Here is a 21,923-nt window from a genome sequence, read left to right on the forward strand (position 1 = left end):
AGAGAGATAAAGCCTGACGAAATCCTTTACGCAGGGTAGATGCCACCCAGTATTCTGCAATGACTGGCTCCTGTTACCTCTGGCAGGTTACCTGGCTGGTTTTCAAGCGCCTGCCGTGCCAGCCAGGCGAATGCCGCAGCTTCTACCCAGTCAGGATGTATTCCCAATGCTTCTGTCGTTGACAGGGAGTGATCGGGCAGTAACTGTTGTATACGCTTGATCAGGGTGAGGTTATGGGCGCCACCACCACACAGGTACAAGGCCTGACAGTCGGGTGCATAGCGTTGAATATCATGGGCAATAGTGCTTGCCGTCAGCTGGCACAGTGTAGATTGCACGACAGCAGGCGAAAGATGCCGGAATGGTTCCAGCCTGTTGTTCAGCCAGTCCATATTAAACCGTTCACGACCCGTGCTTTTGGGTGGTGTCAGTTGAAAGTAAGGCTCTTTGAGGAAGTGATCCAGTAGTTTTTGATCAAAACGGGCGGAATCTGCCCACTGACCCTTTTCATCATAAGGCTGGTCGAGATGGTAAAGACACCACTGATCCATCAGAATATTGCCCGGACCTGTGTCAAAGCCCCTGACAGGCTGGTTGTCCAGAATGGTCAGGTTTGCCATACCACCAACATTGATAATGACGCTGTGCTGGTCAGTCTGACGAAAGACCGACTGGTGGAAGGCCGGAACCAGTGGAGCCCCCTGGCCACCTGCCGCCATATCACGGCGCCGGAAATCAGCGACAACCGTTGTATGAGTCAATTCGGCGATCAGACTGGGGTCGCCAATCTGCAGGGTGAAGTTTTTTTCAGGCCGGTGCCGGATCGTTTGTCCATGGCTACCTATGGCAATAATACTGTCTGGTTTATGCTGACTGACTTTCAGGAGTGACTGAACGGCGTTGGCGCTTTCCCTGGCAAAAGCTGGCTCGGCTTCCGCTAACCTCTCGATCTCGTTCTCACCGGGTAAAGTCAGCTCAACCAGAGCTTGTCTCAGTTTGTCTGGTAATGGGTGAGAATGGGATGCCAGCAGGCGGCAGGATGAGTGATTAAATTCAACCAGTACCGCATCTATGGCATCCAGACTGGTGCCAGACATCAAACCAATAAACAGTTGTTTCATAATGAAAACCCGGTTGTAGCGTGGCGACGGGCAGAAGCTTGTATCACTGAGCAGCTGCCAGCATGGTCTTCTGGTGTGCTTTCTGATGGTGATCAAGCTGCGCCAGAATGCCGGTTTTATGTTGTTTAAAGCGAGCCATTTCAGATTTGGGAACCGGCTTGGCATCAGGCAATTTAACCGTTACCGGATTTCTGTGTACGCCGTTGACACGGAATTCGTAATGCAAATGGGGGCCGGTGGCCCAGCCGGTAGAACCCACATAGCCTATAACATCGCCCTGATTAACCCGCGAACCTTTTCGCAATCGCTTATTCAACCGGCTTTGATGAGCGTAGACCGTAACGATGTTGTTGGGGTGCTCAATAAATACGACGTTACCAAAACCGTTTTGCCAGCCTGCAAATGAGATTCTGCCATCGCCTGCTGCTTTTATCGGAGTGCCTGTTGGAGCTGCGTAATCAACACCGCGATGGGGGCGTTTGGTTTTAAAGACCGGGTGTAAGCGATCAGGATTAAAGTTTGAGCTGATACGGGTAAAGTCTACCGGCGTGCGCAGAAAGGCTTTTCTCATGCTTTTGCCATCCGGTGTGTAATAGCTGCTGTTGCCGTTTTTGTCTGTGTATCGAATGGCTGTGTAGTCTTTGCCGTTATTAACAAAGGTTGCTGCGAGGATATTACCATTGCCCAGTTTTTGATCGCCGTTGTCATCCGCGAGGTAACGTTCTTCATACACGACGCTGAAACTGTCACCGGAGCGAATATCCAGAGCAAAGTCGATGTCCCAGCCAAAAATGCCTGCAAGCTCCATGGTCAGGCCATCGGTCAAACCGGCTCTCTGGCTGGCAAGGAACAGTGAGTTCGTGATTTCGCCTTCTGCATAGGCAGTGCGAATCTGGGGCTCCAGAATGACTTCCTCAGCGCTATACCCGTCGGCTGTCTGCTGAAAAAGGATGCTGCTCAGGCGGTCACGGACATAGCGGAACTGGGTTAATTCACCATTATGATTAACCCGGAATTCCAGTGTTTGTCCGGGGCGTATGTTGGCAAGTTGTTTGCCGAAGTCAGGTGTCTGACTGATGTTATAGACGACCCTGGCTCCCAGCCCCTGCTGGGCAAACAGGCTGGACAGGTTGTCGCCACTGGCTATGACAATGCTTTGCCATCGACCCAAAGCTGCCCGCTCTTTTGCCTGACGCTCAGCCTCTTTCCTGGCGAGCCTGATGGCTTCTGAGTCAGGTTCCGGTGCTTCATTAAGCTCTTTACTTAGAAAGGGGCGGGTTCTTCTGGAGATATCATTTTCCGGAGGTTCTTCCTTAAATGCGTCAATTTCCAGAGTGATGCGAGTTCTGTTAGCTTCGACGTCAGTTGACGGCACAAGCCCGATTAACAGCAACAACAGAATAGAAACACCTGTAACCAGCATCAGGTGTCGTCTGGGGAAATAGGGCAGGCGACCGTCTTTACTGCATACACGGGTTGCACCTGTTGAGACAACCTTAGTCATTTTAATCTGGGAGAATAGTCATTTTATTGCAATATAAACAAATTATAACGTTAAAAACTACCAATTGAATTGATATATAGTGATAAACGATTTGAAAAAAGGTCAGGGAGAACTACCTTTGCCGTTTTATCGCTGGCTTTCAGAAGTTTTAATCACTGCCCTCTGAACGCTTTTTGTATGGAAAAATACTATACGGCTTTGTTCTTGAGTGCTTTTTCATGTATTTTGTGCGATCCGATTTTTACAAGAGCCGCATGTGCAGGAAACATAAATGTCTGAGAATCAAAACCAACTGCTGAAAGATCTGCAGGCCCGCCAGCTCATCGCGCAGACTACTGCCGTCGAGGAACTGGACGCTCATCTGAGCGAACAGCCTCGGGTTCTTTATTGCGGCTTTGATCCGACAGCAGACAGCCTGCATCTGGGGCATCTGGTGCCTTTGCTGGTACTGAAGCGTTTTCAGATGGCTGGCCATAAGCCTGTTGCGCTGGTCGGTGGTGCAACGGGTCTGATTGGTGATCCCAGTTTCAAGGCTGCCGAACGTCAGCTGAATACGCCTGATATCGTTGCAGGCTGGGTAGACAAGATTAAAGGTCAGGTGAGTCAGTTTATTGACTTTGACTGCGGTGAAAACTCCGCAATGGTCGTGAACAATCTGGACTGGACCGGTGAAATAAGTGCTTTGGATTTCCTGCGTGAAATCGGCAAGCACTTTTCTGTCAATGCCATGATTAACAAAGAGTCTGTTCAGCAGCGTATTAACCGCGAAGGTGCCGGTATTTCCTTTACCGAGTTCTCCTATGCCCTGCTGCAGGGTATGGACTTTGCCGAGCTGAACAAGCGCTATGACTGCACGCTGCAGGTGGGCGGCAGCGATCAGTGGGGCAACATTGTCGGTGGTATCGACCTTTCCCGTCGAATGAACCAGTCTCGCACCTTTGGTCTGACCGTCCCTCTGATCACCAAGTCTGACGGTACCAAGTTTGGTAAGACTGAAGGCGGAGCGGTGTGGCTGGATCCATCCAAAACCTCTCAGTATGCGTTTTACCAGTTCTGGATGAATACGGCTGATGCGGACGTTTACCGCTTTATGAGCTTCTTTACCTTCCTGAGTCAGGAGGAGATTGATGGTATCAAGAAAGCCGACGAAGAGCGTGAAGGTCGCCCTGAAGCCCAGCGCATTCTGGCACAGGAAGTGACTCGTCTGGTGCATGGTGAAGAAGGCCTGCAGGCAGCAGAGCGCATTACCGAATCTCTGTTCTCCGGTGACATTTCCAACCTGTCCGAGACTGATCTGGAACAGCTGAAGCAGGATGGTCTGCCTAGTGCAACCATCAAGCTGGACGAGCTGGAAGGTCAGGCCATGACCCAGCTGTTTGCTGAAGTAGGCATGGTTAAATCAGGTAAGCAGGTAAAAGACGCTCTGGGTCGTAATGCTGTCTTCTTCAATGGAGAAGCCCGTGGCGCTGCTGATAATATGAACCTGACGGAGTGTTTTGCAAAAAACAACGCCCTGTTTGGTCGCTTCTTCCTGGTGAAACTGGGTAAGAAAAATCACTTCCTGTTTGAAGTGGTTTAAGACTGAATAGTCTGTCTGGTTAGCCGTTAGACTCGAAAACGCCGCTTTGCATGATAATCAAAGCGGCGCTTTTATTGGGTCATTAAAAATGACTGACATCACTTCTCTTTAAATTTAAAACAAGAATAACGAAAACACTTCATATCGTCCGGCCATTCATTCACTGGCATACCAGCTTTCTGTTTTAAGTGCTGTAAAAACTGTTTTGGTTGAGGTAGTTGCTCCCAGACCTGAGGCAAAAACGTTGCTGAGTAATGAGCATTTTCTATCACCAGACCGTCCTGACCGGGAATCAGTTGTTGGAGCAGGTCGTCCTCAGAACTTATGTTCATTCCCGACAATGGACTGAGAATGGAAATTTCGATGTCTATCTCGTTCAGCTCTGCTTCAGCCACCGGATGAAAGCGCGGGTCGCGAAAGGCCGCCGCAAAAGCGTTGTGGATGATGTCTTCAATCAGGGGGCGCCTGACTTGCAATGACCCGATACAACCGCGCAGGTTGCCCTGTTTTTGCAGGGTGACAAAGGTTGCTCGGGGTTCGTAGAACAGTGCAGGAAGGTCATCGGCAGGTGCTTCCGGAGGAAGCCCTTGCCGACAGCTGTCAGCTATGGCTTTTCGGGCAAAGCGGAGCAGTTCTTTTTGTTGAGGTAAGCTCAGTTCCATCGCGGTGAATCCCAATCGTTCTACCACACATTCTTTCTTCCAAAAGACAGACTATCACTGAATGGCAAAGGCGCCATAACCCACCACACGCTTCTTGTCCCCAGCGGTATCACCAGAGTTGCGGACATCCAGTGTTTGTACTTCCATGCCCCGTCTCTGGGCTACTTTCAGCATGCCATTAATAGGGCTGCAACCACAAGCCTGCCCACCGGTCAGGTCTGTTGTCAGCTGTTCGATGGCTTTTACCGTCAGGTTATCCCGACGCTGAGCTTCTTCGTAACTATGGTAATGGCTGAGATCGGAGCTGATGATAATTAATGTATCGTCCTGACCCCAGAGAAAATCAATCACTTCTGCTACTGCCAGAGCGGAAGCCTGACCCACTACAAGCGGAACAAGACTGAACTGGTCGAGGCAGGACTGTAGAAATGGCAGCTGTACTTCCAGACTGTGCTCCATGGAATGAGCCAGTGGGAGTACCTGAACCTGACTGAACCGGCCAAGAGCTGCCATGGCCGGTCTGTCCAGATGAACACTGCCCAGCGGCGTCATGAAATGATCTGCATCCGGAAGTGCAAGCCCTTCAAAAGCCACCTGATGTGAAGGGCCGAGCAATACCACCCGACGAATATTGTCACGGTAGGGTTCCAGTAATTGATAAGCACTGGCAGCAACCGGGCCGGAATAAATATAACCGGCATGGGGAACAATCAGTGCTTTGGGAGACAGGTCGCGCTGGTCGGCTTCCTGAAGCATATTGAAAACGACTTTCTGAAGTATGTTTGGGTCGTCAGGGTAGAAAGCCCCGGCCACAGCAGGTTGGCGAACGGTCATTGAGTCATCCCCCACAGAAGTAAGCTCTATAATTATAGCCAGCGTTTTCTGCATTTCTTTTACAGAATAGGCGGTTTGTTGTCGAGTTACATAAAAGGCAGGTTATCTCTATTTTCTGAAATGCACGAGACCTTTTTCAGTAAACAGGCCAACTGTTGAGTTGGATCAAACTGCTTCGGTTCAGTGTTTATCAGGGCAGTATTTCTCAGTATGGTTTTCAGTGACAGAATTTAAGATTTCCTGAGTCTGGACGCGGATAAGTACTCGGCCATACGGAATCGAATATTTCTGGCTTATTGGGCAGGTGCTCTGCAAGGCGCAACGGCGGGAGCATAGCAAGCTATGTGACCAGAGTTGCAACGCAGTCAGAGTGCCTGAGCAATGAGTCAGAAAATATGATTTCGTATGGTTGAGTACTTAAATGAAAGGAGAGCTTATTATGAGTGAGAATACGATCCGGCATCCTCCTGAGTTCTGGCCAACGCAATGGTGGCACACGCTGGATGACAGTCGTATTCAGTGTGACGTCTGTCCACGTGCCTGTAAGCTAAGGGAAGGGCAGCAGGGACTTTGTTTTGTCAGGGCAAGGCACAATGATCAGATTGTTTTGGCCAGCTATGGTCGTTCCAGTGGCTTTTGTATTGACCCCATTGAAAAAAAACCTTTAAACCATTTTCTGCCAGGAACGCCTGTGCTCTCCTTTGGCACTGCAGGTTGTAACCTTGCCTGCAAATTCTGTCAGAACTGGGATATGAGTAAATCAAGGCAGATGGATACGCTGGCTGATCAGGCCATGCCGGAATCTCTTGCCCGGGCAGCGTTGCAATCGGGTTGTCGCAGTATGGCGTTTACCTACAATGATCCCATCATTTTTATGGAGTATGCGACAGATGTTGCACAGGCAGGGCATGAACTGGGTATTAAATCTGTGGCGGTCAGTGCGGGGTATATTTGTGATGGACCCCGTGAACAATTTTTCAGGCACATTGATGCAGCCAATATTGATTTGAAAGCTTTTACTGAATCGTTTTATAAAAAGATCTGCGGCGGATCATTGCAGCCGGTTCTGGACACGCTTCTCTACTTAAAACAGGAGACAGGTGTCTGGTTTGAAATCACAACGTTACTGATTCCCGGTGAAAATGATTCAGATCCGGAGCTTCATGCCATGTCTACCTGGCTGGCAGAAAACCTTGGGCCTGATGTCCCTCTGCATTTCACCGCTTTTCACCCTGACTGGAAAATGAGGCGTCATGCCTATACTCCGGGCAGCACTCTGTCAAGGGCTCGAAAGATTGCCCTGTCTTATGGATTACATTATGTCTATACCGGTAATGTGCATGACAATCAGGGAGGAAGTACCTGGTGTCACCAGTGCGGCGAGTTATTGATTGAGCGTGACTGGTATGAGCTGGGTGTGTGGAATCTTCATCAGGGTACCTGTAAGGCGTGTGGCACAACGGTGGCTGGCGTTTTTGAGCGGACACATGGTGACTGGGGGAGAAAACGAATCCCTGTAAAAATGAAGTCCTGATTTCTTCTCAGTGTACCTGTTGTGCCTTCCCGGCTGAATTCTGACTATCGGAATAAAAAACCTTCGACTACTTTTTCTTCGACTACTTTTGCATGTGTTGCAGCTGTTTATCAATAAACAGCTGTTCACTAACGCTATTCACTAACCCTATTCACAAATAAAAGTATTCGGGAGTTGTCGTGAGTTCCAGAGCATTATTACCGTTCTCTGCCAGATTAATGATTTCCGGTAGTCTTATCGGTTTGACAGGAGCAGGGCTTCAGGCCGCTGAACCTGAAATTCAATATGACCAAAAGAATAAGGCTGCCTATATTACTTTCACCGAGACGAAAACCGAAACGCTAAAAATAAAAGCGGATACATCCAAACTATGGAAAACACCCGAGCAGGATGCGTATTACCTCAAGGCTCTGGATGTTGATGGTGATATAGCCAGTGGACGATTTCTTCCCATTGAAGAAATTCCGGCTTCACAGCTGATTAGCAAGAACAAGCTTGGTGCCGTTATCTCACAGCCTGCCGTTGCCGACCGGATGATGCATGATGCAGCGCTGCATGCCTACGACAGTTTTACCCGCCTTACAGGGAGTATTCTCAGTGGCAGGATTCCTCCCGCAGCGCTAATGGGCAATCCTGAAGTAAGGCTGAATGATCGGCCGTCATCTCATTGGCTGGCTTATCAGGACACGGATGATGAAGCGGCCGTTGATTACCTTGGACAGGAGGATATTGGTCAGAGCGATGCAGCGACCGGGCACGATACCTTTAACCGGTATTCACAGGCTGTCACCAACGGAGCCAGGGCTTTTGTGTACGGTGAATGGTTTGGATTGATGCAAGTCTATGGTCACTTTCTGGATCAGAAAAAGGTCAATGGCATGGCTGGGTTTAAGTCCAATGGCTATGGCATTCAACTGTCCATGCTGCGCCCGGTGGGTAGTGAGTGGTTGATCGGTGTTTATGGTGCCTGGCAGAAGTTAACCGCTGATCTCAAAGACTTCAATGGTGAAGTAGAATCCGGAACCTGGCGTTTGGGGCCGACCATTGCCTGGCGGCATGGGCCAGTGCATGCTGAAGGACTGGTGACGTATAACTGGAATTCGATTGACAGTAAAAGTCATGGTTATAAGGCAGATTATAAAAGTAAGCAGTGGGACGTCTACGGTCGTGTTGGCTATGATCTGGATTTAAGCCATATGTCCAGTGGCTTAACCCTGACACCTGAAGCCCAGATTATGTACGTTAACCAGAACCGGGATGATTTTAACTGGTTTACCAATATGGTCAAAAAAGGCAAAAGCAGTGGCTGGGTGTCACGATTGGGTGCGATGCTGACCTATCAGCAAGAACAGTTCAGCCAACCCTTTGAGCTCAAGCTGTCATTGGGCTGGCAACATTCTGATTTGAAAACCGATGACTTGAAAGTGCAGGGGCAAAGGTACAAGTACGATCATTACGATCAGAACGGTGCCTACTATTCCATTGGGCTGGATACGTTTCTCAATAAGCAGCTGAATCTGAGTCTTGCCTATGGTGGTGTCTGGATGAAGGAATCATTGTCTCATCATATTCTGGCCGGATTGGAATTTCGTTTTTGATAAGCCAGACAGAAAATCTGCCGGTCAAGGTGTCTAAGCCCTTGGTCGGCAGATTTTCTGCTTAACTGCCTTCTTTGGAAAGCTCTGAAATTTCTTTCAGGCGATTAACCACTTTGTAGTTGAGTGAACCTTTGGTGTACTCATTCTTACTATTCAGGTTTCCTGGCTTGCAGCCTGTCAGCAGCTCCAGCGCTTCTTCTGCATGACTGACTGCATACACGCTGAACTGTTTGGCGCGAACCGCATCAACCACTTTCTGGTGCAACATCAAATTGCGGACATTGGCTGCCGGTATGATTACGCCCTGATCACCGGTCAGCCCTCTGGCGGCGCAGAGATCGAAGAAACCTTCAATTTTTTCGTTAACGCCGCCAATCGCCTGAACTTCACCGTACTGGTTCATGGAGCCGGTGACCGCAAAGCTTTGTTTGATCGGCGTGTCGGTCAGAGCAGAAATGAGGCAGCAAAGCTCTGCCAGAGAAGCGCTGTCACCGTCTATATAGCCGTAGGACTGCTCCATTGCCAGGCTGGCAGAAATCGCCAGCGGGAATTTCTGGGCGTATTTATTCCCCAGGTAACCGGAGATGATCATAACGCCTTTGGAGTGAATGGCCTGACCCAGTTGCACTTCACGCTCAATGTCCACAATGCCCTGAGAGCCCGGGTAAACAGCAGCAGTGATTCTAGCCGGAGAACCAAAACTGGTGTCGCCTATTGTCAACACGGTCAGACCATTAATCTTGCCAACTTTCTCGCCTTCTGAATCGATCAGGATGCTGCCTTCAAGCATTTCATCCAGAATCTGCTTACTGACTCTGCCGGTACGCTCGGCTTTGGCGGCAATGGCGCGGTCAACATGCTCATGGTTGATTTTACGGCCTCGACCCATTCGGCGAATGAAGTCTGCTTCTGCCAGCAAGTCGAACAGGTCACCGATTTTGGCTGACATTTCCCGTTGATGTTCTGCCATACGTGAACTTTGTTCCACCATGCGGGAGACTGCCGAAGCCGTGAGCGGAGGGTAACCTTCGTCGTCTGCCCGGTTTTTCAACAGCTGTGAAAATGCCTGAACGGAGTCGGGATCACGAACAATACGGTCATCAAAATCAACCAGCACCCGGAACATTTCATGGAAGTCCGGATCAAGCTGCTGAAGAACGTAATAAATGTCCCTTGAACCCACCAGAATGATTTTGACATTCAGCGGGATTTCTTCCGGATTCAGAGTGATGGTGTTCAGCATCCCCAGTTCGGCATAAGGGGATTCTATTTTCAGCTGCTTTTCTTTGAGGGCACGCTTCAGTGCTTCCCAGACAAAGGGCTCTTCCAGCAGTTTGTTGGCATCCAGCAGCAAATAGCCACCATTGGCCTGATGCAGTGAACCGGGGCAAATCTGGCGGTAGTTAGTAACCAGTGCGCCCATTTCACTGGCGTATTCGATGCGTCCAAACAGGTTTTTATAGCTTGGGTGTGATTCGTAGATAACCGGCGCAGCTCCGTTGTCTTCCAGAGCAACCACCAGGTTCGGAGAGTAAAGTTCAATCAGTGCCGCCCGTTTGGTTGAATCTTCTTTGGACTCCATGGCACGATCGTCGGCCAGCAGGTCAATCACTGACCGGTGCAAATGTTGCTTGACCGCTTCAAGGTACTCCAGAACACTTTTCTGATTGTTGTATTCTTTACGAAGCGGTTTCAGCAGAGGTTCCAGCGCCTGATCAATGGTGTTTTGATTCAGTTTCTGAAGCTTTTCGTTGGATTCACGCTTCCACTGGGGCAATTCGACCAGAGACTCGTTGAGCATTGTCTCCAGTTCACTGATGTCATTATTAAATTTGATGCGTTTTTTATCCGGCAGCTGGGCGAACTCGGTTTCATCCATGGCTTTACCCTTTTGCATAGGGGTAAAGCTGAGGGAACCCTGATCTCTGTAAAGGGCGATATCCCGCTTCAGTGCTTCCTGCTCGATTTCGTCAATGGTCTGGTCGTAGCGCTTGTTAAACTCTCTTTCGATCAGGCTTTTTCGTTGTTGATAGGTCGGATTTTCAAAGGCCGCCGGGAAGGTCAGCAGCAGGTTATCAACAAACCCTTCAAAATCCTTTTGTAGTTTGTTGCCGTGACCAGCCGGAAGGCGCACAGCTTTCGGCTCGCGGCTGTTATCAAAATTGTTGATATAAGCCCAGTCGTCCGGAGGACTTTGGCGCTTGGCTTCGGTTTCCAGGTACTTGCGTAAATAGGACATTCGTCCTGTACCGGATTCGCCCATGACATAAATGTTATAACCGGTCCGGTGCATCGCTACACCAAACTGTATGGCACTGGTCGCACGCTCCTGCCCCAGAATGCCAACATAGTTTTCTAACTCATCGGTCGATTTAAAACCGAGCTCTTTGACTGGCTGTTTTGCAATAAGTTGATTGGTTGATAGTTTGAGTTTTTTCACTAAAGCCTGCCACTTACCTTTCTATGATTCCGGGTGATGATGAACATTTCTGTGGGAAAAACGTCCACATCTCAGGTGCTGCAAGAGCTACCAGTCGAATCGTTCAATATCATGTGTGAATAGGATAATGCTTTTTAACAATAGATGTTACGGCTGGCCGAAAAAAACTACCGACTTTTACAGTAGATACCGATAAAGTAATCAATGCGGGTGCATGAAATGGAACATCTGTGCTCTTTTGCATTATTTCTGTTGACATATTTTCAACTTGTAGCTGTTTTGTCGGTAGCGCTTTGTTTGACTGGCTTGCGTAATCAAGAGATGTATCAGGGACTGGAGGTGACGGGTGAGACGTGTGATCAGGCTTTTAACCTATCTTGGCTTTTTGTGTTCCATGACTGCTGCGGCAGCCGATTCAGTAGTGAACAGGCTTGAGAGTCTGATCTCTGAATTACCTGAAGGCAGTGTTTATTCGATACAGGTCAGGGACCCGATAAAAGGCAATGTGCTTTTTGAACAGGGAGCGCATCTCAACCTGATTCCTGCCAGCACCCTGAAAGTACTGACTGCCACTCTGGCCTATGATGCTTTGGGGCAGGAATTCCGTTACAACACCTCCATTGCCTCAGAGAACAAGGTCACCAGAAAAGGCGTAGTGAAAGGTGCCGTTATGCTGTCGTTCAGTGGTGATCCATCACTGAAACGTGAGCATCTGAATGATCTTGTGGCTCAATTAAAAGAGAAAAAGATTACAACGATTGCCGGAGACCTCTGGCTGGATGGTGCAGTTTACTCTGGGTACGATCGTGCTGGTGGTGTGAGCTGGGATGATTTGAACATCTGTTTTGCGGCCCCGGCAGCTGCCATGATTCTGGATCGAAACTGCTTTTATGGCTGGTTAAAGCCGGGTAAAAAAGAAGGTGATCCGGCGATCATGGAGTACGACAGACCAGAATGGAATCTGGAAGTGGACAATCAGGTGGTGACAGAGAGTTTGCCCGAAGGTGAACGCTGTACCCAGAAGGTTCGTCCGTCTGCTGATTTTGAATACGCTTTACAGGGCTGTATCTCGCCTAAATCAAGACCGCTGAGAATGGCTTTCTCTGTCAGTAATGTTGAACGGGCTGTTGAGCGATTTATGTATGACCTGCTGGAACAGCATGACATTCAGCTCAAGGGACGCATCATTGCCGGGCGGCCTGAACTGAATATGCCGTATATTCTTGCGGAACATCACTCCGAAGCGCTACCCGAACTGCTTCGCCCCGTGCTTGAAGATTCTGACAATCTCTATTCTGACAGTATTTTGAAAACCGTTGGCCATCAGACATCAGGTAAAACCGGATCTTATGCCAGTGGCATTGAATCAGCCAGAACGCTTCTGGGTAATAAAGGTGTTGGTTTTGGTTCCAGTCGTCTTGTGGACGGTTCGGGTCTTTCCCGTTATAACTTTATCAGCGCTGCAACGCTGGTAGACATTTTGATGCTGGGTTGGAAGCAGTGGGGGGAAGAAAGCCCCTGGCTTACTCAGCGCAAACGTAAGGAGCAATGGTTTAAAACCGGCTATATGAGTGGCGTGCGCAGTATGGCGGGTTATGTTTTCCCTGATAACGGCAGGCCGCTGGTGTTTGCGGTGATTCTGAATGGTTTGATGCCGCCCTTGCCAGCCACTGATCAGGAGATGCGAGCCTTCAAGCAGGATATCAGGGCATTCCATCGTTCTTTTTTGAAAGTGTTGGGTGATTCCGGTAAAACATTAGACATAAGTGCTAAGTAATAAAGCTTGTTAATTTTCTACATTTGAAATTAACCGGAGAGGTTCTATATTCCTTGACGGTCAATACAGAAAGAGATCAACAGACTGGACATTCATTAATGCCGGTCTGTTTAAATTCGAATGCAGAGTGACAGAGAATTAGAGCGACAGACAAAAAAAATGCATTTCTCAAAGATTCAGTGCAACAGCGTTCAAACAGCAATGCGCAGTCATAGCAATGCGATATCAACAATAACAGTCAATTGCTCTATTCGCAGAAGCATGACAACGTTTTAAACAAAAACAATGGGAAACTGAACGGGGCGACGATGATCAGGATCGATAACCTTAAAAAGTCCTTTGGCGATTTCTGTGCGGTTGATGGCATTACTTTTTCCGTAGAACCCGGAGAAGTGCTTGGTTTTCTGGGTCCTAATGGAGCCGGTAAGTCCACGACCATGAAAATGCTGACAGGATTTATCAAACCTTCAGGCGGTACGGTATCTGTTTTTGGTCATGATATTGAACAGGCACCCTTACAGGCCAAAAAAATCATCGGCTATCTGCCAGAAGGCGCACCAGCCTATGGCGACATGACGGTTCATCAGTATCTGGGATTCATTGCCCGGGTTCGTGGTTTTTCAGGTGATGAGCAGCAAAGCCGAATAAACAGAGTGGTCGAACAATTAGCCTTGCAGGCGGTTTTGCATCGTCCGATTGATAATCTGTCCAAGGGTTTCAAGCGCCGTGTTGGCATTGCTCAGGCGATTATTCACGATCCACAGGTGTTGATTCTGGATGAGCCGACCGATGGACTCGACCCTAACCAGAAGCATCAGGTGCGGGAATTAATCCGAAGTCTCTCAAAAGACAAGATTGTTATTATCTCTACTCATATTCTTGAAGAAGTCAGTGCGGTCTGTTCGCGGGCAATGATTATTGCCAATGGCAGAGTGCTTGCTGATGCCACGCCTTCAGAACTGGAAGCGCGTTCCCGATATCATCACGCTGTCACCGTTGAGCTGGATACGGATGACAATGTGCAGTCAGCCATTGAGGCTTTGCCCGGCGTTAAAGCCGTAGAAATTTCTGGTTCTATACCGGGACGCTTTACCCTGATTCCGAATGATGACAGTTCCGTCTTCAATGCGTTAACCGGTCTCGTGGCTGCCAATGGCTGGGAAGTTAAAGAGCTGTATGTTGAAAGTGGTCGTCTGGATGATGTGTTCAGGGATCTGACCACCACGGGTGATAACCGGGAGGTGGCTGAATGAACGGTACCGGCATTATTTTCAGGCGTGAGCTGGGTAGCTACTTTGCGACACCTCTCGCTTATGTGTTTATTGTGATTTTTCTGATGCTGACAGGTGCCTTTACCTTTTATCTGGGGCGTTTCTATGAAATGCGTCAGGCAGACCTTTCAGCATTTTTTAATTTCCATCCATGGCTCTATCTGTTTCTGATTCCTGCCATCAGCATGAGATTATGGGCAGAAGAGCGCAAAACCGGTACTCTGGAACTGCTTTTGACATTGCCCATCAGCCTGAATCAGGCTGTGCTGGGTAAGTTTCTTGCCGCCTGGGTGTTCAGTGGCATTGCTTTGGCACTTACCTTCCCTATCTGGATTACGGTCAATTACCTTGGGCAACCCGATAACGGTGTGATTCTGGCGGGTTATATTGGAAGCTGGCTGATGGCCGGTGGCTTTCTGGCCATTGGCTCGTGCCTCTCGGCCATGACCCAGAATCAGGTCATTGCCTTCATTATGACGGTAGTCGTCTGTTTTCTGTTCGTGCTGGCGGGTTTTCCTCTCGTTCTGGATGCATTCCGGGGCTGGGCACCTCAGTGGCTGGTGGATGGCATTGCAGCTCTGAGTTTTATGACGCATTTTGATGCCATCAGCAAAGGCGTGCTCGATTTGAGAGACGTATTGTATTTCATCGTTATGATGCTGGCCTGGCTGATTGCGACTGCAATAACTATTGATATGAAAAAAGCAGATTAAGGAGCTGTCCATGTCACCGACCCTGACGAAACGACTGTTTTCAAAGGCCGGCTTATTGGTGCTGGCTCTGGTTACTTTGTTGCTGACGATTGGTGTCAGTCAACTGTTTAAAGGCGCGCGTGTCGATCTTACCCAGGATCGTTTATACACACTGTCCGAGGGTACGCACAACCTGCTGAATAATCTGGATGGCAAAGCAACATTGCAATTCTTCTATTCAGAGAGCCAGACCCGTGAGCTGCCTTTTCTACGAAACTATGCCAAGCGCGTTACCGAGCTTCTGGATGAGTATGTACTGGCGTCTGATGGCAAGCTGAAACTGGAAGTGATTGACCCGGAACCGTTTTCCGAAAATGAAGATAAAGCCGCTGAATATGGCTTACAGGCGGTGCCTCTGGGAGGTACTGGTCAGGAAGCTTATATGGGGCTGGTGATTTCCAATGATGAAGACGACAGTAAACGTGAAGTGATTGGTTTTCTCCATCCGGATAAAGAACGCTTTCTGGAGTACGACATCAGTAAGCTGGTGTATTCAGTGGTGCAGCAAGCACGTCCAAAAATCGGGCTGGTCAGCACCCTGCAGGTTAACGGTGGTTACGACATGATGAGTCGCCAGCCCTCCGGTCCATGGATGAGTATTTCTCAACTGCGACAGATGTACGAAGTGGATGATCTGGGTACTGTTTTTGATGTGGTACCCGAAGACATTAACCTGTTGCTGGTCGTACACCCAAAAGAGCTGACTGATCGAACTCGCTACGCCATCGATCAATACGTTGTGGGTGGTGGTCATGCCCTGATCTTTGTTGATCCCAATGCTGAATCCGATCAATCCGGTGGCGGAATGATGGGTGGCATGATGATGGGAATGGGGGGAGATAAGTCTTCCTCATTGCCAGACCTGTTCAAAGCCTGGGGCATAGAGATGGATAAAAATAAAGTGCTTGCTGATGCAACATTGGCGTTATCCGTTGGCTCGCCTTCGGGTCGCCCTGTGCGACATCTGGGCATTCTTGGGCTGAATGAGCAAAGCTTTAACCATGATGACGTTATCACGTCCTTATTAAACAATGTGAATGTGGCTACAGCTGGTGCAGTGCTTCAGCCGGAAAACGCTCAAACCACTATGGAAGTGCTGCTTCATTCAACGACAAATGCCATGTTGATGGACGCTTCGCTTTTCACCATGTTGTTTGATCCATCTTCTCTTTATAAGGACTTTAAGGCGACAGGTATTGAATACACTCTGGCTGCCAGAGTGACTGGTATGGTCAATACTGCTTTCCCTGATGGCAGACCTCCCGAGCCCCAGCCTGAACAGGCAGAAAGTGCTGAGGACGCCTTGATTGTTGAGGAGGAAGAGGAAGAAGAGTCAGAAACTCAGGCGAAAATGACAAAAGAAGAGGAAAAACCTGTAAAAGAGCTGCCTTCACACATTGCAGAATCCACAAAGCCAATCAATGTCATTGTGGTGGCTGATACCGATCTGCTAACTGACCGACTTTGGGTACAGAAGAACAACTTTTTTGGTCAGGAGATTGTTCAGCCTTTTGCCAATAATGGTGACTTGTTGATCAATATGGTGGATAACCTGACGGGTAATGCCGACCTGATCAGTATCCGCAGTCGTGGTCAGTTTTCTCGTCCATTTGATAAGGTCAACGAGCTGGAAAGACAAGCTGAAGCGCGCTTTTATCAAAAAGAAGAAGAGTTGAAACAGCAGCTTGCCGACACTGACTCAAAACTACGCCAGCTTCAGGCCGCTAAAGAGGGGGACGAAGCGCTGGTTCTCAGCCCTGAACAACAGGCTGAAATTGAGCGCTTTGTTCAGGAAAAGCTGAAGATTCGCAAACAGCTTCGAGATGTCCAGCATCAGCTCAGCAAGGATATAGAAAAACTGGGTACCCAGCTGAAGTTGATCAACATCCTGGCTGTACCATTACTCATTACGTTAATTGCTCTTGGGTACCGTATTGCAAGACGACGTAAGCGGTTTGGCTGAATAAACGTGTTGTCAGCGGGTTAGATGCCTGCTGACGATTTTTACTTTTAGAATCGTTACTATGGATAAACTTCAACCTTCCGATATTGACGGGAAATTCAAAGATCTTCCTGATGTCCCATACTATCGGGAGGTCGGTAGTTGTGAAGCTGCGATTGATCGTTTGTTTGAAGGTGAGGCCGAAAATCTTTGTGAACACGATGCCAAAGGCGGGGAGCTTTATATAAGTTATACCGCTTTGTACAAAGGCAAAAAGTGCTTTATCAAGATTATCCGTGAGGATAACCCTTACAGTAAAAACATTTTTTACAGTTACGAATGGAAATTAAAAGAGAACCTGAGTCAATATGGCTGGCTCGACTCTGTGGGTGCCGAGCTGGTAGTGCCAGATAAAGGCGCTGTTTTTAAACTTCAGGGGCAGTTGTACTATTTAACCAGTTACGAATACGTTCATGGGGCGACGCTGGTTGAGTTATATCGGGATTACATTATTGCTTCCCGTTACTTTCAGGCCGACAGTAAAAGAAAAAAACTGCTACAAAGTTTCAGACGTTGCGGACAAGTTCTTGCAGCCATTAACCATAATCCGGATGCGATCAATGGCGATACTGAGATGCTTTTCAAACAGCCTGTCAGATTACTGTTGTCTGATCGAAATGGTACTAACGAAATCTATGATGCAGCGAGTGATCGCTTTTATCTGATCGATCTTTCGGAAGAAGAGTGTGAAGGTAATAAAGGTGATGTGTACTCAAGCTTGAAATGCTGGCTCGACAACCTGACAGACCTGAATATACATGCCCAAAAAAAGTATGGCTCAGGCAAACGTAGCTTTAGCCATCTTTTTGTAGACTTGCTTGAAGCGTTTATTGAAGGTTACACAGACACTTTCCCTATACATGATCATGAGAAACTCTCGCTGATGATTAAGTCTATGGTTCGTGATGATCTGAAAGAGATCTGTCAGGATGAATCATGGCTTGAAAGCTTTGCGAATCTGATTGGTTCAAGGCTCTAGATCCAGACGTTCTCCTGCGTATTTATGCACCCTGCATGACGATAAAAGCATAAAACAACAGGTTCATTGACCCCTCTGACTTCGAAGCTGTGACTGGAATGGTATAGGACTTTTCAGTATCAGGCTGGCCGTTTGAACGGTAAGCCCTGAGTCGAAACCCTACATTAAAGTGTTCATTGTCCAGAAATGGATTTGGGATCGGGCTTTCAAACCGGTAATACGCATTAATAAAATCGTCCGTTTGCAGCTCCAGATTGATCACCCCGTCAGGGTATGGCCAGCTGCCAGATGGGTAGCTGAGTTGAACATTATCAAGTTTTATCAGGGAGTAGGTGTTGTCGCAGCCAGTGAGTGAAATAGAGAATTTAAAAGGGCGTCCTTTTTCTTCGTGTATATAAAGTAGGGGAATGTAGAGGCTGCTCTGATCGTCATAGGTTTCACGGAACCAGACCGAAACGCTGCATGTATCCGGACCTTCAATGAGTGTGTTGCTGTAGACGATTTCCGTTTTATAAGAGTAGCGCCCGACAATGATGATCAGGGCAAGAGTCGTTGCAAATACTTTAATGTATCGAAACATAATTGGTTGAATGAATCCGTTCCTGTTTATCAATATATACAGGGCTTGGAGGAGTCAGAGCAACCAGTGAAAAAAATGCCATAAAATTTTGGGTAGTGGGCCAGAACTGTTATATCGCGTGAATATTGACCCCAAACTCAACTTTATTAATCAATAATCCAATAACAATATCGTGCATCTTTTCGAGCTTTGAAAAACAAATTGTCTTTCTGGCCAACCGTTTAATCCAAGTCCGAAAATTAAGGTTTTTACGCTCTATCTTCTGAGTGTTTGCTTTACCAATAATATGCATGTTTTCATCAAGGTGTATGGTGGACCCCACTGTCAAGACAGTAAACCAACAAATTTAAGTTAAGTCCTGGCAGTGGTCCAAAGCCCTCATGCAAAGTGAATTGCCTTAGGCGTTTTATAACTCAACGACTGGTGTAATCGTTCAGTGTTGTAAAACTCAAAGTATTCATCCAGCCCAGTATAAAGCTCTGGAACAGTCTGAAATTCATGCGTGTACAGCCATTCATGTTTGACGGAGCGCCACAGCCTCTCGACAAAAATGTTATCCAGTGCTCGCCCTTTCCCGTCCATGCTGATACGTATTTCCCGTTCCTGAAGAGGTGCCAGAAAATCATTACTGGTAAACTGACACCCTTGGTCAGTGTTGAATATATCAGGTTCACCTTGTTCCAAAGCTCGACCCAGCGCATGAATACAGAAGTCTGCATCCAGTGTGTTCGACAGCTCCCAGCTGACCACGTAACGGCTGTACCAGTCAATAATGGCAACCAGATACATAAACCCCTGAGGCATCGGGCAGTACGTAATATCAGTACTCCAGACCTGATTGGGTCTCACAATATCAACGCCGTTCAACAAGTACGGGTAAACCTTATGCTCTTTGTTTCTCAGGCTTGTGCCCGGTTTTGGTCCGACAGCCTGTATGCCCATCAGCCTCATAAGTCGCTGTATACGCTTCCTGTTGACCGGAAAGCCCTGCTCATTCAGCCATGCAGTTATCTTACGACTGCCGTAAAACGGTGTACGTGTATACTGCTCATCAATGAGCCTCATCAGATTCAGATTCTCAGGGCTTTCCAAAGCTGGAGAAGCTTGGTAATACCAGCTTGACCTGCTTAACCCAACCAGTTCACATTGGCGCTGAATGCTGATCTTCGAGTGATCCGGGTCTATGCATCTCCGTTTGTCATCAATGGACATTGCCAGATTTTTTTTTCAACCAGTCCAGCTCCATTTTAAGCCGTCCGATCTCCTGATACAGGGGGGCAGTGAGCACATCTGGATCTACCTCTGGCCGTGCCCTGCCGAAGACTTCTGGAACCCCCTGGAGTAGCTGTCGCTTCCACTGGCTAACCTGAACGGCTGCAACTTCGTGTTCGCTTGCCAGCTGGTTTATGGTCTTTTCGCCCTTGTAGGCTTCGAGTGCTACCTGTGCCTTAAATTCGGGCTTATGTCGTTTTCTTTTTGCTGTCATGATTCCCTCCTGCAGGGTCATCTTACAGCCAGAAAACTTAACTTAGCTACCTGTCCAGTTTATGGGGTCCATCATAGTGTCGCTCATAGGCTCCCCAATCATCGGTGTAAAATTTATTAATACCAAATGGCTTCAGAAGTGTTTTGAGTTCTTTAAAAACTTCATCTTTCCGTTTTCCGAAAACATAAGCAAGCACGGTATTTGTAGCGTGATCAACAGCATACCAAAGCCAGCGTTGGTTCGATTTATCATGAACATACGACCACTGCTCATCTAGCTCAGCCTCTTGGCAGACAAGCCCTACATGAATAATTGCATCTGACTTGAGATCAATAGTTTGAATATTTGGGTTGACCTTTACCAGACCGCTTTCTTTTTTTTTAGAGTCTTTATTACTGTTGTCTTGCTTATTCCGAGTACTTTACTTGTATCCCTGATTCCGCTGCCATTTATTGCCATATCGATGATTTTTTCTTTAACGCCAGGCTCACAGGCCTTGTAGCGATATTCAAGCATGAAGGTTTTGATTTCACATTTGTCATTACAGCAATAGTATCGTGGAACATCATGAGTGCTGTATCCGAAAGGCCGAACTTGGTTACTGCCACATGTTGTACAGAGGACTTGCGTAAGGCACATTTTTAAACCGCATTTTTCAAAGTTGCCGAATGTCGTATTTTAGCAGACAGGGCTAGAATCACAGAACTGTGCCACTACCAAATTTTGCATCCTTTTTATCGTTTAAGCGTCTTTATAGTCAGAAACACGATTTACTGATTTCAAAAGGCACTAAACATGAAAAAGACTCTGGTTGCTGCAGCAATGGCAGCACTAATGGCAACGCCTGCATTTTCTGATTCAGCAGAATCTGAAACTTTATTGGAAACTTCTATGTCTGCAAAGCTTGCTGAATACGCTCAGGCTCAAAGCTTTGTCTCTGCAAGCATGCTCTATCAGTTACTTGAAACAAATGAGAATACCGTTGTCATTGGTGTTCTAGATCCGGGTAAAGGCGCAGAGCCTATTTCAGGTTCTCATACTTTATGGCGGTACGATTACTCTTCCCCGAGTAAACGCTTTCAGGACAGTAGCAAGACAATGCAAATCGACACTGAAGCTATGACTTCTATTCTTGGTCAGTTTGGTGCATCTGAAGACTCAACCATTGTTGTTTATGCTCAGGGTGATTTGCACGATGCATTCAGACTGTACTGGCAAATCAAAATGCTTGGTCATAGTGATGTCAGGTATTTGGATGGCGGTCTGGATGCGTGGGTGGCAGCAGGTTATCCCACTGGAGATAGAAATGTTGCCTCTGACGCTGCGGAGTACAAAGCACAAAATGTGAACACAATCCAGCTGGCGACCTATGAAATGGTCAGGAATGCGGTTGATAATCCTGACTGGGTGATTCTGGATGTGCGAACAGCTGAAGAGTATGCAGGAACATCCAGCTATTTTCCCGGTGCAACCCGGGCAGGTGTAATTCCGAGCAGCCAATGGGTTGAGTGGACGAATGCGCAAAATGAAGATGGTAGCCTGAAATCTCTAAAAGAGCTGGAAGATACTTACGGTAAAATAGTTCGCGGTAAAAAGGTTATTGTTTACTGCCACACCGGAGTTAGGGCAGCGCATACCGCTATGATGCTATCTGAAGCTTTAGGCGCGGATGACGTCCATGTTTACGATGGCTCATGGACTGAATGGAGTCATCTGGATTCAGCTCAGGATCATTAAGTAAGCGGTTGTCTCTGGCTGGCATCCACAAGGCTGTCAGTCAGTACTCCATTCCTGAAACCTGCTA

18 protein-coding genes and 1 pseudogene are annotated in these 21,923 nt (G+C 47.8%); 9 read left to right on the forward strand and 10 right to left on the reverse strand.

All coding sequences use genetic code 11. The features are described from left to right. Window positions 1-26 precede the first annotated feature (26 nt). Both EZMO1_RS05445 and EZMO1_RS05450 read right to left on the reverse strand, forming a co-directional pair. Window positions 27-1,121 carry an anhydro-N-acetylmuramic acid kinase gene (locus EZMO1_RS05445; protein ID WP_034874906.1) on the reverse strand — a complete coding sequence of 365 codons (1,095 nt, stop codon included), beginning with the start codon at window positions 1,119-1,121 and terminating at the stop codon, window positions 27-29. Between the two features lie 43 nt (window positions 1,122-1,164). Next, window positions 1,165-2,625, reverse strand: coding sequence for an OapA family protein (locus tag EZMO1_RS05450; protein ID WP_051789801.1), 1,461 nt, complete (start codon window positions 2,623-2,625; stop codon window positions 1,165-1,167). Window positions 2,626-2,896: 271 nt separating this feature from the next. On the opposite strand from EZMO1_RS05450, the gene tyrS reads away from it, so the two are divergent. Beyond that, window positions 2,897-4,204 (forward strand): tyrosine--tRNA ligase, encoded by a 1,308-nt coding sequence (gene tyrS / locus EZMO1_RS05455; RefSeq protein ID WP_034874904.1) that lies wholly within the window; start codon window positions 2,897-2,899, stop codon window positions 4,202-4,204. A 98-nt stretch (window positions 4,205-4,302) separates the two neighbouring features. On the opposite strand, the gene amrA is transcribed toward tyrS, so the two are convergent. Both amrA and amrB read right to left on the reverse strand, forming a co-directional pair. After that, complete coding sequence (gene amrA / locus EZMO1_RS05460) at window positions 4,303-4,866, reverse strand: AmmeMemoRadiSam system protein A (protein WP_034874902.1); 564 nt, start codon at window positions 4,864-4,866, stop codon at window positions 4,303-4,305. A gap of 54 nt (window positions 4,867-4,920) precedes the next feature. Then, window positions 4,921-5,700, reverse strand: coding sequence for an AmmeMemoRadiSam system protein B (gene amrB, locus EZMO1_RS05465; protein ID WP_034875646.1), 780 nt, complete (start codon window positions 5,698-5,700; stop codon window positions 4,921-4,923). A 439-nt stretch (window positions 5,701-6,139) separates the two neighbouring features. Here amrB and amrS point away from each other — a divergent pair, with 439 nt between their 5' ends. Together amrS and EZMO1_RS05475 are read left to right on the forward strand one after the other, a co-directional pair. Then, window positions 6,140-7,234 carry an AmmeMemoRadiSam system radical SAM enzyme gene (gene amrS, locus EZMO1_RS05470; RefSeq protein WP_034875644.1) on the forward strand — a complete coding sequence of 365 codons (1,095 nt, stop codon included), beginning with the start codon at window positions 6,140-6,142 and terminating at the stop codon, window positions 7,232-7,234. 179 nt (window positions 7,235-7,413) lie between these two features. Next, window positions 7,414-8,832, forward strand: a complete 1,419-nt coding sequence (locus tag EZMO1_RS05475) for an autotransporter outer membrane beta-barrel domain-containing protein (protein ID WP_145912481.1) — start codon at window positions 7,414-7,416, stop codon at window positions 8,830-8,832. Between the two features lie 61 nt (window positions 8,833-8,893). Here the strand turns inward: EZMO1_RS05475 and EZMO1_RS05480 are convergent, their stop codons facing one another. Then, a complete protein-coding gene (locus tag EZMO1_RS05480; RefSeq protein WP_034874897.1) occupies window positions 8,894-11,272 on the reverse strand; it encodes a Lon protease family protein in 2,379 nt (792 codons plus the stop codon). A gap of 394 nt (window positions 11,273-11,666) precedes the next feature. On the opposite strand from EZMO1_RS05480, the gene dacB reads away from it, so the two are divergent. The 5 genes from dacB to EZMO1_RS05505 all read left to right on the forward strand — a co-directional run bounded on the left by dacB (window position 11,667) and on the right by EZMO1_RS05505 (window position 18,053). Then, the gene (gene dacB, locus EZMO1_RS05485; RefSeq protein WP_034874894.1) at window positions 11,667-13,049 is read left to right on the forward strand and encodes a D-alanyl-D-alanine carboxypeptidase/D-alanyl-D-alanine endopeptidase; all 1,383 of its coding nucleotides are present in this window, start codon (window positions 11,667-11,669) and stop codon (window positions 13,047-13,049) included. A 308-nt stretch (window positions 13,050-13,357) separates the two neighbouring features. Next, entirely contained in the window at window positions 13,358-14,302 is a 945-nt protein-coding gene (locus EZMO1_RS05490; protein ID WP_034874892.1) for an ABC transporter ATP-binding protein, read from the forward strand. Next, window positions 14,299-15,033 (forward strand): ABC transporter permease subunit, encoded by a 735-nt coding sequence (locus EZMO1_RS05495; RefSeq protein WP_034874890.1) that lies wholly within the window; start codon window positions 14,299-14,301, stop codon window positions 15,031-15,033. The genes EZMO1_RS05490 and EZMO1_RS05495 overlap by 4 nt, the downstream gene beginning before the upstream one ends. Before the next feature lie 10 nt (window positions 15,034-15,043). Continuing rightward, on the forward strand, window positions 15,044-17,035 hold the full coding sequence (locus EZMO1_RS05500; protein ID WP_051789799.1) for a GldG family protein: 1,992 nt from the start codon (window positions 15,044-15,046) through the stop codon (window positions 17,033-17,035). Between the two features lie 61 nt (window positions 17,036-17,096). Next, window positions 17,097-18,053, forward strand: a complete 957-nt coding sequence (locus EZMO1_RS05505) for a hypothetical protein (RefSeq protein ID WP_034874887.1) — start codon at window positions 17,097-17,099, stop codon at window positions 18,051-18,053. A gap of 22 nt (window positions 18,054-18,075) precedes the next feature. Here EZMO1_RS05505 and EZMO1_RS05510 read toward each other — a convergent pair whose 3' ends face one another. The 5 genes and pseudogenes from EZMO1_RS05510 to EZMO1_RS26555 form a co-directional block, all read right to left on the reverse strand. Then, window positions 18,076-18,633 carry a hypothetical protein gene (locus EZMO1_RS05510; RefSeq protein ID WP_034874886.1) on the reverse strand — a complete coding sequence of 186 codons (558 nt, stop codon included), beginning with the start codon at window positions 18,631-18,633 and terminating at the stop codon, window positions 18,076-18,078. Window positions 18,634-18,742: 109 nt separating this feature from the next. Next, window positions 18,743-18,928 (reverse strand): annotated as a pseudogene (locus EZMO1_RS05515) (IS1 family transposase); the annotation flags it as partial. A gap of 83 nt (window positions 18,929-19,011) precedes the next feature. Next, a protein-coding gene (locus tag EZMO1_RS05520; RefSeq protein ID WP_145912483.1) for an IS3 family transposase occupies window positions 19,012-20,119 on the reverse strand; the annotation gives its coding sequence in 2 pieces (ribosomal slippage) (window positions 19,012-19,852 and window positions 19,851-20,119; 1,110 coding nt in all). A 46-nt stretch (window positions 20,120-20,165) separates the two neighbouring features. Next, window positions 20,166-20,483: an IS1 family transposase gene (locus tag EZMO1_RS05530; protein WP_086936394.1), complete on the reverse strand. Its 318-nt coding sequence runs from the start codon at window positions 20,481-20,483 to the stop codon at window positions 20,166-20,168. After that, complete coding sequence (locus EZMO1_RS26555) at window positions 20,477-20,635, reverse strand: IS1-like element transposase (protein WP_034872907.1); 159 nt, start codon at window positions 20,633-20,635, stop codon at window positions 20,477-20,479. The genes EZMO1_RS05530 and EZMO1_RS26555 overlap by 7 nt, the downstream gene beginning before the upstream one ends. A 279-nt stretch (window positions 20,636-20,914) precedes the next feature. On the opposite strand from EZMO1_RS26555, the gene EZMO1_RS05540 reads away from it, so the two are divergent. Continuing rightward, a complete protein-coding gene (locus EZMO1_RS05540; protein ID WP_034874884.1) occupies window positions 20,915-21,856 on the forward strand; it encodes a sulfurtransferase in 942 nt (313 codons plus the stop codon). The last annotated feature ends 67 nt before the right edge of the window (window positions 21,857-21,923 follow it).

The organism is Endozoicomonas montiporae CL-33, from assembly GCF_001583435.1.
GTDB classification, from domain to species: Bacteria; Pseudomonadota; Gammaproteobacteria; order Pseudomonadales; family Endozoicomonadaceae; genus Endozoicomonas_A; species Endozoicomonas_A montiporae.